This window comes from Rhodopirellula sp. JB055 (assembly GCF_043100905.1).
Taxonomy (GTDB): Bacteria; Planctomycetota; Planctomycetia; order Pirellulales; family Pirellulaceae; genus Rhodopirellula.
This window is the reverse complement of record NZ_JBICHO010000080.1, coordinates 1-14,122: the sequence shown is the minus strand read 5'-3', so window position 1 is coordinate 14,122 and position 14,122 is coordinate 1. Positions and strand designations below refer to the sequence as shown.

Genomic DNA, 14,122 nt, shown 5'->3' with positions numbered 1-14,122 from the left:
CATCATCACGACGAAGCCGAGCATCAGGCACAGCGTGGCAAGGTCTTCGTTGCCTTCTTGCTGGGTTTCCGGGACGAGTTCATCGCCTACGACATTGACCATCGCGCCAGCCGCGAAGCTGAGTGCAAATGGCAGGAGGGGCGACACATGGATGACGATCGCAGCTCCAACCGCTGTCAGTACCCAAGTGAACCCGCCCGCAACCAAGTCCTGAAGAATCGGGGTGAGGTTGTCGAACCACGCGGAAATCTTCATTTGTCGAAAGACAAGAAAAGACAAGAACCGAGTTGAGGGAATCGTTAAAGAGGCAGGGCATCCGAGACTTGCACCGCTGCAAGCTACATGCCGATTCTGAAGCGGCCAAAGTCCATGCTTGGCGCAAAACTTGCGACGCTCTTCCCATGACTTCGCTCGATTCTGAAGAGCGATTCCCTGCCATGACCGAAGCCTCACAGATTGATCATGAACTACATTCGCTTGCTACTCGCATTCATTCTTCCGCCGGTATCTGTTTACATGCAATTCGGCGCCGGCAAACATTTTTGGATCAACGTCGTGTTGACGTTGTTAGGGTTTGTGCCAGGCATGTTGCACGCTGTCTACATCATGGCATCACGTTGGCCTGGGCTGGCAAAACTGCCCAGCAGCTGATCCACGACAATTGCGATGAGCGATCGTGTCCGCCCCCGAAAGGCTGGGCAACGTTCCGTGTCACGCTGCAACGCGTGACGCATCTTCTATCCGAATGAACAGATGCACGGCCCATGGATTTCGCAAGCAACAGCATTGGAATCAATCTCTTGGTCTTCACCGTCGGTGCCGCGCTGGTGTGGGCGGCTGGCACGAAACTCAGCAAATACGTCGATCTGTTCGCCGATCGCACTGGACTCGGCCAGGCGTTTGCCGGGGCGCTTTTACTCGGTGGAGCGACGAGTTTGCCGGAGTTAGCAACCACCATCACCGCGTCCTATTCAGGGGCCGCCGAGCTGGCGGGAACGAATTTGCTGGGCGGCGTCGTGATGCAGATCGCGGTGCTGGCCGTGATCGACGTGTTCGTCCTCCGGGGGCGTCCTTTGACGTTGTTTTCGCCTCAGTCGTCATTGTTGATGGCGGGCATCATGCTGATGGGGTTGGTCGCTTTGGCCTCTGCCGCCGTCGTCAGCGGTGAATTGTTCTCATGGATGGGGGTCGGGGTTTGGCCGGTGGCTTTGTTCGTCGCTTATCTGCTATCGATGGGTGTGATCTACCGCTACGAAGGTGACCCACGTTGGGAACCGCGAGGTGAAGTTGCTCAGCCGCCCGAATCTGCTCGCGATCTGAAGGACGCTCACCAAGAGGCATTCGAGGATGTGTCCACCGCGAGGTTGGTCGGTTCGTTTTCAGTGGCCGCTCTGGCGGTTTTGATTGGCGGGTTCTTTGTGGCTAGCACCGGTGAAGCGATCGCGGAACAAACTGGGATCGGTCAGAGCATCGTCGGTTCGACGTTGGTGGCTCTGGCCACCAGTTTGCCGGAAGTCAGCACGACTTATTCCGCGGTTCGCTTCGGTGCATACAGCATGGCAGCCGCGAACATATTGGGCACCAACAGTTTGGAGGTCGCCTTGTTCTTGCCCGCCGAGATCACCTATCGTGACGGCGCAATCTTTGATGCCGTGCAACCCTCCGTGGCGTTTCTTGGCATGATCGGAATCGTCGTCACGGGGTTGTATTTATGGGGAATTCTGGAACGCCGTGACCGAACCCTCTTAGGTATGGGCGTTGATTCGTTCGCCGTGCTGCTGGTTTACATCGGAGGCATGACGATCTACTGGACGTTGTAGTGAGAACCACCAAGCAGTGAGCGAGATGCTGTTTTCACTGCCGTTCCCATGCTTTTGGGTTTCGATCGCTCCACGACTGTTTGTGAACGGCCGCAGTCCGGTCGTGGTGATGATGGGCTGCGAACTTCAGCTCATGGTCCGTCGGCCGCGGTGGTCTGAGGCAAAACCAGCGTGATGTTGTGCCTGATTTTTTCGTAGCGTTCGCCTGCTTCTTCGCCGGGAGTCGAGAACTCGACGCTGCTTCGCAACGTTAGGTCGCCCGTTGGTGGACGCTGCAACTGAATGCGACCCGACGCGTCCGTTTTTACGTTTTTGCGAAATCCATTTTCACCGCGGACGAAAACCATGCGGTCCGCGACAGGTGCACCTTTCCAAAGCAGTTTGAAATCGAACTGTTCTCCCTCGTCATGCGGCACCAAATCCAAGTCCATTTGTTCGGCTCGACCAAGTTCGTGCATGGCATCATGAGAGGCCACGGAAAGCGTGCGTGCATAGTAGTGCAGGAGCACCTTGGTTTGGCCGTATGCATAAACGCCGAATTTGCCGTACGCATCCACGCTGTACTGAACCGCTGACGGCAGTTCTGTTCGCATCCAGCGGTGGTCGCCCTGATTGATTTCTTTTGCTTGAATCGCAGCCGGATCTGGATTTTCAAGCGTCCGAATCCAGACATCGCTTTTGCCCAGAAAGTGGTCCAGATAAGAGCCGTCGCCGGGACGAGGTGCTTCCTCGAAGTAGATGTTTGTTCTTGCGTTTTCGGATGGTTCTCGATCGACCGAGATCCAGAGGTAATGAGCGTTGGCCGGCAACGCGATACAAAGCCAAGCGAACGCGAGCAAGCCGAAAGACAAGATTCGATTCAAGAGATGTTCCAGGATGCAATGGGGAGGGTGAGGTCAGAAAGGCTGTGGTCTTCATTCTACACGGTCACGCTGTGCATCTCGTGATGTCTTGATGGTCTGTTTTGTGGCTGAAGCATTTGGTCGAATTTCCGACCCGGTCGGCAGGTGTCTTTCGATTCCTGAGCGGTTCTAGCGATCGTCACCGTTTCCGCGTCAACTCAGTCCGCGTGGGCGACATGATTCGGTTCGATCTTTCTGCCTACCTGCTTAGGCGAGGATGTCTCGAATGACGCGTCCGTGGACGTCGGTGAGGCGGAAGTAGCGGCCTTGGAAGCGGTAGGTGAGGCGTTCATGATCGATGCCCAACAAGTGCAACATCGTGGCGTGCAGGTCGTGGACGTGGACCGGATTCTCGGTGATGTTGTAGCAAACCTCGTCGGTTGCTCCGTACGACATCCCAGGTTTGATGCCGGCACCAGCCATCCACAGCGAGAAGCAACGTGGATGGTGATCGCGACCGTAGGTCTCTGCGTTCAATGTGCCTTGGCAGTATGAGGTGCGCCCGAATTCGCCTCCCCAAACGACAAGAGTGTCTTCCATGAGACCGCGTTGTTTCAAGTCGTTCACCAACGCTGTTGTCGCTTGATCAACGTCGCGACACTGGCCGGGTAATTGCTTTGGCAGCGTGAAGTGTTGATCCCATCCCATGTGGAAGAGCTGAATGAATCGCACGTCGCGTTCTGCCAAACGACGCGCCAGCAGGCAGTTGTAGGCGTACGTTCCACGCTTCGTCACATCGGGACCGTAAGCATCCAGAACATGCTGGGGCTCGTCGGAAAAGTCGGTCAGGTCAGGCACCGAGGTTTGCATTCGGTACGCCAATTCGTATTGCTGAATTCGCGAATGGATTTCAGGGTCACCGAATTCATCCAGCTTTTCTTGGTTGAGTTGCTGCAGGTCGTCGAGCATGCGGCGCCGGGCCTTGGCATCAAAGCCATCCGGGTTGCTCAGGTACAACACCGGATCCCCGACGCTCATGAGTTTGACGCCGGCATAGGTGGACGGCAGGAACCCGCTTCCCCACAGTCGATCGTAGAGCGGTTGGCAGTTGGGACGCCCCGTGCCGCGTGACACCATCGAAATGAAGGTGGGCAGGTTCTCGTTGATCGTGCCCAGGCCGTAGTGCAGCCACGATCCCACACTGGGGCGGCCGGGCAATTGGTTCCCGCTTTGGAAGAAGGTCATCGCTGGGTCGTGGTTGATCGCCTCGGTGTGCATCGAGCGAATCAAGCACATGTCGTCGGCCAGCGTTGAAATCTTTGGAATCAGCTCGCTACCGAGTTCCAAACCCGCTTCCCCGTGCTTGGCGAATTTGTACCGCGAGCCAGCCATCGGAAACGACTTTTGTCCCGCGGTCATCCCCGTCACTCGCTGATTCATATCGACGAAATCAGCCAGTTCCTTGCCTTCGTGTTGCTGCAAGGCGGGTTTGTAGTCGAACAATTCTTGCTGGGATGGAGCACCGCTTTGGAACAAGTAGATGACTCGTTTGGCATTGGGCGGCGTGTGGTATTCGTTCATCACCCCGTTGGGCTCAGGGAAGTCCCGTTGCGAAGCGTTGCTTGCTGAGGACGCGTTGTTTTCCGCCATCGCCGAGCGTCCCATCATGGACGCGAGGGCCGCCATGCCGACTCCTGATGCCGACCGGCCAAAGAAATGACGACGAGTCAGCAGCAGGCGATGTTCGTCAGTGATGTCATTGGGTTTCATGGCATGTTCTCTATTCAACGGTGATGAATTCGTCGGTGTTCAAGATCAGGTGAGCAACGGCAGTCATCGCCGCCAACTTTGTCGGATCGAGTTGGTTGTCGGGTTTCGATTCTCCAACTGCCAGCAGTTTCTCGGCGGCATCCGGGTCGGCTTGGTAGTGGTCATGGAAGTAAGACAAACTGCGTGACATCACTTTCAAGGTCGATGATGTGGGCCGCTTGGCGATCGCCCAGAAAGATAGTTGCGAGAGTCGTTCGTCGTCGGTAGCATCGAGTTGCAGGGCACGTTGAGCCAGGTTGCGGGCGGCTTCCACAAACGTCGGGTCATTCATCAACACCAGAGCCTGAAGCGGTGTGTTCGTGCGTCGAACGCGGACGTTGCAAACCTCGCGACCACTGGCGTCGAAGATCGTTTGACGCGGCGGATTGACGGCTCGTTTCCAGTACGTGTACATGCTTTTTCGATACAGGCTGTCGCCCTGATCGGTCTTGTATCGCGTGCCGGCCCTAGCGGCCACACTTTCCCACAACCCACTCGGTTGATAGGGCTTCACCGAAGGCCCGCCGACTTTGTCGTTGGCAATTCCCGCCACTTGCAAAGCAAGGTCACGGATCACGAACCCATCGGCGCGATAGCGAGGCCCGCGGCTGATCAGTCGATTTTCAGGGTCGGGGTCGTTGAGCCCGTGATTCCGCTTGGACGATTGATTGAAGGCCGCACTGGTCACGATCAAACGATGCATCGCTTGGACGTCCCAGCCGGATTCGATGAACTCCACGGCCAACCAATCGAGCAATTCGCGATGGCTGGGCATCTCGCTTTGCAAACCAAAGTCTTCAGCGGTTTTGACGATGCCGGCTCCGAAGTGACTTTGCCAAATCCGATTGACGGTGACTCGAGCGGTCAGCGGGTTTTCACGAGAGACCATCCAGCGTGCCAGTTCCAAACGATCCTGCGGTTGGCGTGCATCGGAGGAAGGCAGCAGGGCCGAGGGAACGCCTCGCGGTAGAGGTTCGTCTTTCACCGGTTGATCGTATTGGCCGCGATTCAAGAGGTAGGCCGGTTGCGGATCCGACTCACGTTCTTTCATCACCATCACCGGGACACGAGGCCCCGTTTTCTGCATCAACGCGTTGTCAGCGGCGGAGAATTGTTGTTGGGCGGACTTCAGCGGTGGGTCAATTTTGCGGTAGTGGGTCAGCAATTGTTTGCGATCCGCTTTCGTCCGATCCTCGGCGGGTTTCAGCAGGATGTCCTTCAGCCTTTGATTCAGTCCAGTCACCCGCTTGGGCAGATCCGTCGCTGATGTGGAGCGTTCGATTTGGAGTTTGCCGATGACGTGATTTGCAAACGGGCTGTCGAATCGAAGCGTGAGCTTGGTGGGTTGCTCGGCGTTGGACTGGATCGGTTCTTGCAACAGGAACGTGATGTCAACGGGTTGCTCTTCGACGTTCGGTCCAAAGACCGCCCAGCCTGATTTGGGATCCTCGTCGATTGCGTTCGACGCAGGGTAGTTGTCTTGTGCAAAGGAAGCTGAGACGGATTGCACCGTTTGGATTTGGTCGCCGATGTGAATCTTAAAATCGGTCAACACGAAGTTGCCGTTCACGCTGGGAGCCAACTTGCGAGGTGCACCAAACCGCTTGTCAGGCAAAGCCGTTATCTTGAACATGCTCGTGCCGGAAAGGTCACCTGGGATCACGAATTCATAGGCAACGTTCTGGGCGTTTTTTCCTTTGGTGGGTTGGAAGCCAACTGTGTGATCGGATTCCTTTTCCAGTTTCCCTTCACCGGTTAAATGGATTTCGTCGAAGAAGACCTGCTGCCACTCCACGTCGAGGGAAGTTTGCAGCAGTTGTTGGGTTTCGGCTGCCCATTGGTCCATCCGATGATGAATCCCGGACTCGGAATCCTGGATCGCTTGTTCGGCCCGCTCCACCGCCGCGAGTTCTTGCGGGGGTACTGTTGCCAGCGGCGAAGCGAACTTCATCGTGGGGTTGGCACTCACGCCTTTGCCGATCCCACGCTCGCCGATGTTGTTGAAGTAACCGTAGAACTGGTAGAACTCTCGTTGTGAGACGGGATCGTATTTGTGGTCGTGGCAACGCGTGCATCCAAGCGTCAAACCAAGCCAAACGGTTCCGGTTGTTTCCACGCGATCGATCACGTTTTCGACCAAGAACTCTTCTGCCAACGCGCCTCCTTCGCTGTTTTGGCGGTGGTTCCGGTTGAACGCGGTGGCGAGTCGTTGCTCGTCCGTTGCGTTGGGAAGCATGTCACCGGCAAGCTGCTCGACCGTGAACTGGTCGAAAGGCATGTTGTTGTGGAACGCTTGAATCACCCAGTCTCGCCAGGGCCAGTTGCTGCGTTCGGGATCGTTTTGATAGCCGTCGGTGTCGGCATAGCGAGCGGCGTCCATCCAGAGCAACGCTTGACGCTCGGCATAGTCCCAAGTCGACATCAATTCATTGACTGCTTTTTCGAAGGCTTGTTCACTTGGGCCAGCCAAGTATTCGGCTTGCAGTTCAGGACTGGGGAGTTGCCCGGTCAATGTCAATGACACGCGTCTTAGGCGGGTGGCGGGATCCGCGTCAGGTGATGGGGTGAGCTCATTGGAGAGCAGTTTCTGGGCAATGAAGGCATCGATGGGGTTCATCGACCAGCGATCGATGATGTCCTTGGACCATCCCGCTTGGGTCACGGTTGCCGTGGGCACCTTCGGTCGAATTGGTGGCTCGAACGCCCAGTGTCCTTCGTAGGGGGCACCTTGAGCGACCCATTGTTCGAGGATTTGTTTTTCTTCTTCGCTGAGCGACCGGTTGCTGTCCGGTGGCGGCATCATGTCTGACTCGTCCTCGCTGCGAATGCGGGCGATCAGTTCGCTGGCTTCCAGATCGCCAGGCACGACGCCGGCGTAGCCTCCAAGGTCAGCGACCAAGTTCTCTTGGCGATCGAGCCGGAAATCGGAATCCTGATTGTCCGCATCGGGACCGTGGCAGTGAAAACAGCGATCCGAAAGGATCGGCCGGACCTGACTGCTGAAGTCCACCGTCTCGATCTCATCGGCTTTCGCCTGCAACTCGCCTGGCAGAACGTCGCAAGTCGCCAGAGCAGCGATCGCAACGCCAGCCAGATAGAATGATCGAAAGGCATCGAAACGGAAATTCAGCATGAAAAACCTCGCAACAAGACGCGTGCGCGTCAGAAAAATACCGATTGTGATCGGTGGTTGTCCTGCATACTCCCGCTGCCGCAGGAACCTGCCTGCCGATTCTTCGTTTTTTTCTAATTTCGACCGGCAAGTTCGTGTGGCAGCGGGAGTTTGTCGGTGGCGTGACAGCGTCAGGCGGCCCGCGGGTAGGCTCGGTCGATCTCCAATCTTCCCCTCACTTGAACCCAGTCGATGATGGACGAAGGTCGCTTCTTATCACTGTTCCTCAAACACGAGCGAGAACTCGCCAGCATCGCTCGCGCGTTTCTGCCGGATTGGAACGCGGTCGACGATGTGCTGCAGGAAGCCAGTTTGGTGATGTGGCGAAAGATTCAACAACTGGAATCGGACGACGAGTTTCTGCCTTGGTCCAAAGTCATCTTGCGTTTCGAAATTCTGAAAGCGAGGCGTCGGCATGCTCGCCAGAATTGGGTGCTCAGCGAAGACTTGATCTCCAAGTTGATGGATGAATCCGCGGAGGACGAGGCGGAGATACGGCAGGCACAACAATCCGCGATCCAGCATTGTCTGCGGTCGTTCAGCGAAGATCATCAAAAGCTGTTGCTGGCACCGCATACCTCGCGAGGTGGCGTGCTGGCATTGGCGGAAGCGGGCGGGCATTCCGCAAATAGTTTGTACAAGCGGATCGGACGTCTCCGCGTGAAGTTGCACGACTGTGTGGTGCAGCGACTTTCCTCGGCTGACTTCGATCTCCCCCTCTGAACTCTCTTCTCATGAACGAACAACAGATCCATGACTTGATCGAGAAGTACTTTCTCGGGGAGTTGAACGAAAACGAGCAAACCGAACTCCGGTTGGCATTGGAAGCCAAGCGAAGCTACCGAGACCGGTTTCGCCGCGCCGCTGCGATTGATGCGCAGTTGCGACACTACTGGAACGAAGACATCGGCGAAGATGAAAATTCGCGGCTGTTCCTGCAGAGCGAAGCGAGTTCTCGCGTGTCGAGTTCCAGCGAATCGGAAATGCTCGAACCGCAGTCGCTTGCCACCGTTTCCTCTCAGCCAATCAATGCCCGCTGGCTGACGGTCGCTGTTGCAGCCAGTTTGATTGCTGTGGTTGGCGTGTTGTCCTCTGGCGTTTGGAAGGCGTCGCCCGAGCCCACTGTGGCCCAATCGCGGTCGACAAAGGTATCGCAGTCCGTTGATGACACGCCAGTCACGCTGAGTTCCTTCAAGGTGGCTTGGTTGGTGACGGGGTACAACCACCGGTTCAACGATGGTTTGTCGCCTCAGGATAACTTCTTTCAAAAGGGGAATTACGAACTCACCGAGGGTTCCATCACGCTTCGTTTTGACAGTGGAGTGGATGTTTCGATCGAGGCCCCGGCGCGGTTCACCGTGGTCGATTCACTGCGGATGAAGATGGACGCGGGGCGAGCACGCGCGATCGTTCCCGAGGCCGGCCATGGCTTTGTGATTCAGACACCGACGGCGGATGTCGAAGACCTGGGCACCGAGTTCGGCGTCTATGTCAGCGAAGAACAAGACGTGGAATTGCATGTGTTTGCCGGTGAGGTCAACGTGCGCACCGCCAACCTGCCCTCGCGGCGGATCCAGGAGGACACCGCCGTGCACTTGACCTCGGTGGGCACCAAGCATCTTTCGTCGACGGATGATGTCGCGTTCACAACTCGCAGCAAAATTGGATACCAGCGTTGGCTCGCCGACAGCACGGCACGGCGCAAAGATCCTTCCACGCTGTTGTACTTTGATTTTGAGCCGGACGCGGACGCTCCCGCTTTGCTTCGCGATCGGAGTCAATCCGGGTTGGACATTGATGGTCAGATCCAAGGTTGCATCTGGGCGACAGGCCGCTGGCCGAACAAGGGAGCTTTGTTACTGGAACGTGCCGGTGATCGTGTGGAATTGGATATCCCTGGGACCTTTGATGCACTCACGATCTCGGGATGGATTCAGGTCAATCGTTTTGATCAAGCGTTGCAGGCGTTTTTCAACACGCGAGATTGGCAATCCGGTGAGCATCACTGGAACATCCTAAGAAGCGGTGGCATGAGTGTTGGTGTGTCCCATGCCTTCACGATCAACTCAGAGCGAACGAAGGTTCCTTTGGGAAGATGGACGCATCTGGTAGCGTCCATTGACGCTCAAAAGCGAGAGGCCACGTACTACATCGATGGCGAACTCACGCAGCAAAGGCAATGGGATCATGCCACTTCGCTTGTCTTTGGCCCGTGCACTATTGGTGCTTTCGGGTCAACGATCGCGAATCCGTCTGCTGCGAATCCTGATGACCAGGCAAATGCGGGCGAGTCATCTCTTCGCGTCGAATCGGTCCGCTACAACCGAGAACTGCGAGGCCGAATCGATGAGCTGGCTATCTTTCAAGGAGCTTTCTCCGCCAAGAAAGTCAAAGAGCTGTATGAAGCCGGCAACGGGTTCGATTGACCTCGTTCGATCATCTGAGACGCGGTCGTTGCCAAAACGACTTGGGAAGCGAGTAGACTTTCGGTTTTGAATCGAAGTCCCGCCTCCTATCCTCACTGGAATTGACCATGAATCGATCGCTCCCTGATCGAAGTAATCTGTTCTCCGTCTTTACGCGCCTTCCATTGCTTGGGATGGCTGGAATCCTATTGGCAACTTCGGTCGCATCCGGCGACGGTCCGGATGTGCCGACCGTGGATTTGTCGCAGCAAACTGAACGCCAAGTCATCATCGCGGAGGGAACGGAAGATGTCTATCAAGGCCATCCGACGACGTTGAGGTTGCCGGAGAGCGACACGATCTATTGTGTCTGGTGTGTCAATCACGGTGGCTCCGCCGGCCCGATGGCCAAGAGCGAGGATGGTGGACTGACGTGGTCGCGACTGGATGATAAGTTGCCGATCCATTTCTCCAAGCATCAGAATTGTCCGAGTATCTATCGGATTGCGGGTCCCGATGGGAAGCCACGATTGTGGGTGTTCTCAGCGGCGCTCAACCAGCGTGGCGGTCCCGGGATGCCTAGCATCATGAGCGAAGATGATGGGAAGACTTGGACGGAGATGCCGCCACTTGGTTTTCCATGTGTGATGACGTTCAGTAGCGTGGTCACACTGAAAGATGGACGAACGTTGGGGCTGTATCACAAAGGACCGGACGGCAAAGACAAGGCACCGCTGACTGTGTTGCAAACCATCACAGCGGATGGCGGGTTCACGTGGTCTGAGCCGCGAGTTGTCGCGGAAGTGGAAGGGAAGAATCCCTGTGAGCCGTTTGTGTTTCGGTCACCTGACGGCGAAGAGTTGTGTTGCTTGATGCGCGAGAACACGCACCGCGGTCGCAGTTTGGTGATGTTTTCCCGCGACGAGGGGCAGACATGGAGCACGCCCGTTGACACGCCATGGGGATTGTCAGGCGATCGGCATATCGGCGTGGCGTTGCCGGACGGTCGTTGGGTGTTCGCGTTTCGTGATCAGGCTCCCGGCAGCCCGACGCTTGGCCACTTTGTGGCTTGGGTGGGAACCTACGAGGACATTCGCGAGAATCGGCCCGGGCAATATCGTATCAAGCTCTTGCACAGTCACGCGAAGAACGTTCGCGATTGTGGTTATCCTGGCGTCGAGTTGTTGCCCGATGGAACGATCGTGGCGACCACCTACATCAAGTATCGCCCCGGCCCGGAAAAGCATTCGGTCGTGACCACTCGCTTCCGCATCGAAGAGACCGACGCACTGCTCCGCGAAACGCGTTGAGAAGGAGAAGGGAACGCAAGTCATCGTTGGTGCCCCATCAAATCGCTGGGCAGTTCTTTGCCTGCTGTCAACTGCCGGTGACGTTGCGGTTCCGGCGGTGGACGCTTTTCGGTGCTTCGGCGCGCGCACACGTTGTTGCCGCCGGTTTTTCTTCATCCCAGTAGGGATGAAGCGTTACAAAACCAAAGTGCGCCAGAGCATCAATCATTTCGCATCCAGCGTCAGCGCAGGTTGCACGGGGCCCAAAACTGTGCCCATGCCGAGCGACTCCTGACGACCCGTCTCGCATTCTTCGGTACGCCAGGTGCTAACGGGGTTTTGTGCTGCGGCCTATCCGTGCCGGGGCCATGATTGCATAGAAGCACCTTCGATCGACAAGCCACTGACAACGCACGTTGCCTTGGCTTTCTTTACCGGGAATCAGGCAATCGTCGGCCGAGCGATTGTTTCACGCCAAGTTTGGCTCCCCGGCATACCTTCAGAAGATTTGACACTCACAATGCATGAAAAGTTGGATTCAACACTTTGCAACATTCAACATCGCAACCTGGGCGAACAAGAATTCATTCAAGCGGTGAAAGAGGTGTTGGGCTCGATCGGGACGGTTTTGGCCAAGTACCCGAAGCTGACGGAACAGAAAATCATTGAGCGAATTTGCGAGCCGGAACGGCAGGTGATTTTTCGTGTTCCTTGGCAGGACGATCGCGGCGAGGTTCAGATCAATCGCGGATTTCGGGTGCAATTCAACAGTGCCTTGGGGCCCTACAAAGGCGGGCTGCGTTTTCATCCTTCGGTCAATTTGTCGATCGTCAAATTCTTGGGCTTTGAGCAGATCTTCAAGAACGCTTTGACCGGAATGCCAATTGGTGGTGGGAAAGGTGGCAGTGACTTTGATCCCAAAGGACGCAGCGACAACGAAGTGATGCGGTTCTGCCAGAGCTTCATGACCGAACTGTCTCGTCACCTGGGTGAATACACGGACGTTCCGGCTGGAGACATCGGCGTGGGCCGCCGTGAAATCGGATATCTGTTCGGGCAATACAAACGAATCAGCAATCGTTACGAATCGGGCGTTTTAACTGGCAAGGGGCTGAGTTACGGCGGTGCCTTGGTGCGAGCGGAAGCGACCGGTTACGGACTCGCCTACTTCGTTCAACAGATGCTTGCTGCGCGAGGTGAATCGCTCGAGGGCAAGACCTTCATCGTGTCGGGGGCCGGGAACGTCGCGATCTATGCGATTGAAAAGGTCACTCAACTGGGCGGCAAGGTGGTGGCTTGTTCTGATTCCAAAGGCGTTGTCTACGACGAAAGTGGGATCGATTTGCCGACACTGAAGCAGGTCAAAGAACAAGCCCGACTGCCCGTCGAAGCGTATTGCAAGACGCGAAAGCAGGCTCGCTATCAGCGTGGAGGGAAGATCTGGGAGATCGAGTGCGATGTGGCGCTGCCCTGTGCGACGCAGAACGAATTGACTGGCAAGGACGCGGATTCGCTGTTGCAGGGAGGCTGCATCGCAGTTGCGGAAGGAGCCAACATGCCGACGACGCCGGAGGGAATCGAAAAGTTCACCGAGGCGGGAATCGCCTACGCCCCCGGCAAGGCAGCCAACGCGGGCGGCGTCGCCACCAGTGCTCTGGAGATGCAACAAAACGCCTCTCGCGATGCTTGGTCGTTTGAGCACACGGAGCAAAAACTGGCGGCGATCATGAAGGACATTCACGATCGCTGTTTGGCAACGGCGGAAGAGTTTGGCGTCCCTGGCAACTACGCCCAGGGCGCGAACATCGAAGGCTTCATGAGGGTTGCAGACTCAATGGAATCATTGGGGCTGATCTGACCAAACCTTCGCCTGGCGCATGGTCCACCCAAACCGCGGAGCGGTGACAGTCGTCAGCCTCGGGTTGCAGCCCGATGTCCCAATTGACACCGGACCGGTTCAAAGCCGCACAGCGGCGACAGGTGGAATCGAACTCGTTGCCAACTGTCGTCGCTCCACGGTTGGGTAGCGTTGGCATCGCACGACCTCATTAGCGAATTGGGGTGATCCGCAGAAGATGACAATCTCCGGTGACACGAACGGAAACTGGAGTTGTCACTGTTCTTCGTGATCATGCGGAATTCGTTCGTTGGACGAGATGGTCCGGGTTTTGCATTCTTTGTTCGAGTTGATCGGTCGATTCTTTTTCCACTCTCATAGGAAATTGTTGTGGCAACTGGCATGTCAAATGTCGCGGTAACTATCCAAACCAACCATGGTCTGACTTATACCGTCGTGGTGCCGAAGACCTCTGGTACTCAGGGGGAATCCAAAGTCGGACAACAACGAAAGACTGGTTCTTGCCGGAAACCCAAGCAATCGAAATGACCCGTCAGACAACCGTTTTTAGGTAGGTGAGCCAATGGGTGTTCGCCCTGGTTGCCGCACAATCGGGGCAGCACCTAAACGGCTGTCGAGGCGGGATGCAATTCTTCCTGCCTGCTTGCTTGCCAAGCGGATCTTTGCATGGCGGATGAAAGTCGGACTGGTTTTTGGGCGAGTGGTTCTTCCGTAATCTCAATCGCTGGTGTGATCTTATACCTTGTGGTTGTAGGGGCGTTTTGATTTCGTAGCAATCGGAGCAGGCTGATATATTTGTGATTGATGTGCCCGGTGTTCTGATGGGCAACGCGAAAGTGCCCATCTCAAGGCTCTCTTCGTGTGACACTTTTTACGATCACAAAGAATCAAGACATGCAAAAGATTGACCGAACTTGGAATGGTGCT

Annotated in this window: 10 protein-coding genes and 1 pseudogene; 6 read left to right on the top strand and 5 right to left on the bottom strand. The window is 56.2% G+C overall.

What is annotated here, in order from left to right:
- A pseudogene (locus ACF8AM_RS03090) lies at positions 1–255 on the bottom strand (ZIP family metal transporter); the annotation flags it as partial.
- A 207-nt stretch (positions 256–462) separates the two neighbouring features.
- On the opposite strand from ACF8AM_RS03090, the gene ACF8AM_RS03085 reads away from it, so the two are divergent.
- Both ACF8AM_RS03085 and ACF8AM_RS03080 read left to right on the top strand, forming a co-directional pair.
- Complete coding sequence (locus ACF8AM_RS03085) at positions 463–651, top strand: YqaE/Pmp3 family membrane protein (protein ID WP_392554226.1); 189 nt, start codon at positions 463–465, stop codon at positions 649–651.
- A 113-nt stretch (positions 652–764) separates the two neighbouring features.
- Positions 765–1,820 (top strand): sodium:calcium antiporter, encoded by a 1,056-nt coding sequence (locus ACF8AM_RS03080; RefSeq protein ID WP_392554225.1) that lies wholly within the window; start codon positions 765–767, stop codon positions 1,818–1,820.
- Between the two features lie 131 nt (positions 1,821–1,951).
- Here the strand turns inward: ACF8AM_RS03080 and ACF8AM_RS03075 are convergent, their stop codons facing one another.
- The 3 genes from ACF8AM_RS03075 to ACF8AM_RS03065 all read right to left on the bottom strand — a co-directional run bounded on the left by ACF8AM_RS03075 (position 1,952) and on the right by ACF8AM_RS03065 (position 7,604).
- Complete coding sequence (locus ACF8AM_RS03075) at positions 1,952–2,683, bottom strand: hypothetical protein (RefSeq protein ID WP_392554224.1); 732 nt, start codon at positions 2,681–2,683, stop codon at positions 1,952–1,954.
- 246 nt (positions 2,684–2,929) lie between these two features.
- The gene (locus ACF8AM_RS03070) at positions 2,930–4,432 is read right to left on the bottom strand and encodes a DUF1501 domain-containing protein (RefSeq protein ID WP_392554223.1); all 1,503 of its coding nucleotides are present in this window, start codon (positions 4,430–4,432) and stop codon (positions 2,930–2,932) included.
- Between the two features lie 10 nt (positions 4,433–4,442).
- Positions 4,443–7,604: a PSD1 and planctomycete cytochrome C domain-containing protein gene (locus ACF8AM_RS03065; protein WP_392554222.1), complete on the bottom strand. Its 3,162-nt coding sequence runs from the start codon at positions 7,602–7,604 to the stop codon at positions 4,443–4,445.
- A gap of 231 nt (positions 7,605–7,835) precedes the next feature.
- Between ACF8AM_RS03065 and ACF8AM_RS03060 the strand changes: the two genes are divergently transcribed.
- The 3 genes from ACF8AM_RS03060 to ACF8AM_RS03050 all read left to right on the top strand — a co-directional run bounded on the left by ACF8AM_RS03060 (position 7,836) and on the right by ACF8AM_RS03050 (position 11,358).
- Positions 7,836–8,366 carry a sigma-70 family RNA polymerase sigma factor gene (locus ACF8AM_RS03060; RefSeq protein ID WP_392554221.1) on the top strand — a complete coding sequence of 177 codons (531 nt, stop codon included), beginning with the start codon at positions 7,836–7,838 and terminating at the stop codon, positions 8,364–8,366.
- An 11-nt stretch (positions 8,367–8,377) separates the two neighbouring features.
- A complete protein-coding gene (locus tag ACF8AM_RS03055; protein ID WP_392554220.1) occupies positions 8,378–10,069 on the top strand; it encodes a LamG-like jellyroll fold domain-containing protein in 1,692 nt (563 codons plus the stop codon).
- A gap of 107 nt (positions 10,070–10,176) precedes the next feature.
- Positions 10,177–11,358 carry a sialidase family protein gene (locus ACF8AM_RS03050; RefSeq protein ID WP_392554219.1) on the top strand — a complete coding sequence of 394 codons (1,182 nt, stop codon included), beginning with the start codon at positions 10,177–10,179 and terminating at the stop codon, positions 11,356–11,358.
- Between the two features lie 67 nt (positions 11,359–11,425).
- Here ACF8AM_RS03050 and ACF8AM_RS03045 read toward each other — a convergent pair whose 3' ends face one another.
- A complete protein-coding gene (locus ACF8AM_RS03045) occupies positions 11,426–11,566 on the bottom strand; it encodes a hypothetical protein (RefSeq protein ID WP_392554218.1) in 141 nt (46 codons plus the stop codon).
- A 291-nt stretch (positions 11,567–11,857) separates the two neighbouring features.
- Between ACF8AM_RS03045 and gdhA the strand changes: the two genes are divergently transcribed.
- Positions 11,858–13,195, top strand: coding sequence for an NADP-specific glutamate dehydrogenase (gdhA, locus tag ACF8AM_RS03040; RefSeq protein ID WP_392554217.1), 1,338 nt, complete (start codon positions 11,858–11,860; stop codon positions 13,193–13,195).
- Positions 13,196–14,122: the final 927 nt, after the last annotated feature.

Excerpts from the sequence above, each read along its gene's own strand:
- ACF8AM_RS03085 (WP_392554226.1), top strand. The coding sequence starts at position 463 with ATGAACTACATTCGCTTGCTACTCGCATTCATTCTTCCGCCGGTATCT.
- ACF8AM_RS03080 (WP_392554225.1), top strand. The coding sequence starts at position 765 with ATGGATTTCGCAAGCAACAGCATTGGAATCAATCTCTTGGTCTTCACC.
- ACF8AM_RS03070 (WP_392554223.1), bottom strand. The coding sequence starts at position 4,432 with ATGAAACCCAATGACATCACTGACGAACATCGCCTGCTGCTGACTCGT.
- ACF8AM_RS03065 (WP_392554222.1), bottom strand. The coding sequence starts at position 7,604 with ATGCTGAATTTCCGTTTCGATGCCTTTCGATCATTCTATCTGGCTGGC.
- ACF8AM_RS03060 (WP_392554221.1), top strand. The coding sequence starts at position 7,836 with ATGATGGACGAAGGTCGCTTCTTATCACTGTTCCTCAAACACGAGCGA.
- ACF8AM_RS03055 (WP_392554220.1), top strand. The coding sequence starts at position 8,378 with ATGAACGAACAACAGATCCATGACTTGATCGAGAAGTACTTTCTCGGG.
- ACF8AM_RS03050 (WP_392554219.1), top strand. The coding sequence starts at position 10,177 with ATGAATCGATCGCTCCCTGATCGAAGTAATCTGTTCTCCGTCTTTACG.
- ACF8AM_RS03045 (WP_392554218.1), bottom strand. The coding sequence starts at position 11,566 with ATGATTGATGCTCTGGCGCACTTTGGTTTTGTAACGCTTCATCCCTAC.
- gdhA (WP_392554217.1), top strand. The coding sequence starts at position 11,858 with ATGCATGAAAAGTTGGATTCAACACTTTGCAACATTCAACATCGCAAC.